At 49.5% G+C, this 2,808-nt stretch carries 2 protein-coding genes; one reads left to right on the top strand and one right to left on the bottom strand.

The genetic code is table 11. The annotated features are described in order from the left end of the window. Nucleotides 1-44 precede the first annotated feature (44 nt). Nucleotides 45-1,523 carry a class I adenylate-forming enzyme family protein gene (locus ACY69O_RS00485; RefSeq protein WP_462331510.1) on the bottom strand — a complete coding sequence of 493 codons (1,479 nt, stop codon included), beginning with the start codon at nucleotides 1,521-1,523 and terminating at the stop codon, nucleotides 45-47. Nucleotides 1,524-2,015: 492 nt separating this feature from the next. Between ACY69O_RS00485 and ACY69O_RS00490 the strand changes: the two genes are divergently transcribed. Beyond that, a partial coding sequence (locus tag ACY69O_RS00490; protein ID WP_462331511.1) for a DASS family sodium-coupled anion symporter occupies nucleotides 2,016-2,808 on the top strand: 793 nt, incomplete at its 3' end.

Here is a 2,808-nt window from a genome sequence, read left to right on the forward strand (position 1 = left end):
AAAGCGCGTAAAAAAGCCACGGTTCAAAAGAACCGTCGTTTTTATTAAACACTTTCTTTATTGAGCTTTTTAAGCTCCTTTTTTGCAATCTTTCCTGTTGCGGTTTTCGGCATTTCTTCGATTTCGTGGAATTCGCGCGGTATCTTGAAGAGTGCCAGATTCTGCTGCAGGTATTTTTTGAGTGCGCGCAGGTCAACCTCCGCATCAGGCTGGACTGTGTAGTAGCAGCAGCCGGCCTGTCCGCGCAGCTTATCTTCAATAGGAATTACAGCTACCTCGCGTACACCGGGGAACTGATATATAAGCTCTTCGATTTCGCGCGGGTAGATGTTTTCGCCCATGCTGATAATCATATCTTTTATGCGGTCGACTATGTAGTAGTAGCCGTCCTTGTCGCAGCGGGCAACGTCTCCCGTGTGCAGCCAGCCGTCTGCCAGTGTTTCCGCGGTGGCGTCGTCACGCTTCCAGTAGCCGTGCATTACGTTCGGTCCCTGTACAAGCAGCTCTCCGACTTCTCCCCGGGGCACGTCGAGCCCTGTTTCGGGGTCTACGATACGAACCTTTACGTCCGGAAGGGCAGGGCCTACAGAGGTTGCACGGGGGGCTTCAGGCGGGTTCATGGTGACAACAGGCGAAGCCTCGGAAAGTCCATATCCCTCAATGATGGGGATATTAAACTTCGTGGTGAAGGCTGAGCCGATTGCCTCGGGAAGTGTCGTTCCTCCCAGCATGACAAAACGAAGTGTTTTGAAATCCTCTGTGGAAGCAAGCTTTGTTATAAGCGAGCAGATGGACGGGACCATGACTATGATGGTAACACCGAGCGCCCTTGTGATATCGATGGTTTTCTTCGGGGTGAAGGAATCCAGGATACTGAGCGTGCCGCCCGCGTAAAGTCCTGCCATGACGGCGCAGGTCCATGCGAAGCAGTGGTACATTGGAAGTACGCAGAGCACATTGTCCGAGCTTGTGTAGTGAACGACCTGCTGCAGGTCAATGGTGTTCATCACGATATTTTTATGAGACAGTATGGCGCCTTTGGGTTCTCCCGTAGTACCCGAGGTATAGATGAGTGCGACAGGTTCGTCGGCACCGAAATCCTTCGGAAGCTCCGGCGGCGGGGGCAGTGTCGTAGGCTCTATGCAGGCTCCTATGTCAAGCTGCTGGACATCTTCGTAATACTGCGAGTTTATTGCAGCATCAAGTGTCAGCGGTTTATCAGTGAGCAGAAAGTGCGAGTCCGCGTTTTTGAGTATGAAAGCTGTCTCGCGCATGCTGAGCTGAAAGTTGATAGGCACGACAACGGCGCCCAGAGAAGCTATAGCCATGTAAGCGGCAATGTATTCCGCACGGTTGTGGGAGTATATTCCGACGGTGGAGTGTCGTCTTACACCCATGGCGTACAGACGGCGGCGGCAGTTTTCAGTAGCAACTCTCAGTCCGCGGTATGTGAGCGCGCCGAGCTGGCTGTAGACAGCGTCGTCGTTATCTTTGCCCCTCCTTAGTATTTCATGAACAAGCATAAAGAGTATCCTCCCTTGGGATTGTGAATAAATTTATTTTCTGATTTATGCTATTTAATTATAATGCCTTTAATCGAAGTTTGCCATAGGCAAACTTTCCTCAGCGGTATTTTACCCGCGGACACCGGCTTCGTGCCGCAGCGAGGCGGGATATGTGTTCACTATATGTTATCCGTTATTATCTTACCTATATATAAGCTGTCTTTTCCGAAGTATATAGCATGAAAGTGAAAAGCTACAGGAAACGCAATTTATCTTATGGATTGTTTTCACTTCTGTGGATAAATTTTGAATATTATATAGATATGGAGTATCTTACAGAATTTTTTCATAAATATCTTTACTTGTTGATATGGAATGAAGTATAATAAATGTACCAATAGAGTTGACATACAACTCATAGAAATCATTTATCAAATTCATTTCTTGTGAGAGGGGGTAATGCCGGCGATATTGAAGCCTTACAATCCAGTATAAAAGGGGGAAAAAATTGTGCTGAAAACAAACATGCAAAAGGGTATTTTTACAGTACTCATCGGTATCATCATTTGGTTCTGCCCTATGCCTGCAGGCCTCAAACCTGACGCTTGGCATATGTTCGCAATCTTCGTTTCCACAATCGTTGGTTTCATTCTTCACCCGCTGCCAATCGGCGCCGTCGCACTCATCGCGGTCGGTGTAACGGGATTCCTGAAGGTGTTGAAACCGGCCGCAGCTCTCTCGGGTTTCGGCAATGCCACAATCTGGCTTATCGTTTCGGCATTCCTGTTTGCAAAAGGCTTCATTAAAACGGGTCTTGGCAAACGCATCGCTTACAAAATCATGGCGGCTATCGCTACAAGCTCCCTGAAGCTTGGTTACACGATGGCTTTCACGGACCTTATCATTGCTCCTGCTACACCGTCCAATACGGCTCGTGGCGGCGGTATCCTGTTCCCGATTGTCCGCAGCCTTTGCGCAGCGTTCGAATCTGAGCCGGGTCCGACAGCAAAGAAAATCGGTTCCTATCTCGTAGCATGCACGTTCCAGAACAACTGCATCACGTCTTCCATGTTTATCACGGCTGTTGCTCCGAACCTTCTGGTTGTTTCGCTGGCAGCTGAAACTGCAGGCGTAGAAATCAGCTGGGGTCTCTGGGCTCTCGCATGTATCGTACCGGGCCTCCTGGCTCTCCTCATCTGCCCGTACCTTGTTTACAAGGTCTGCCCGCCGGATCTGAAAGAGACTCCGGAAGCTCCGCAGATTGCACGTGAAGAGCTCGCTAAGATGGGTCCGATGACAGGCG

The organism is Schwartzia sp. (in: firmicutes), from assembly GCF_978017985.1.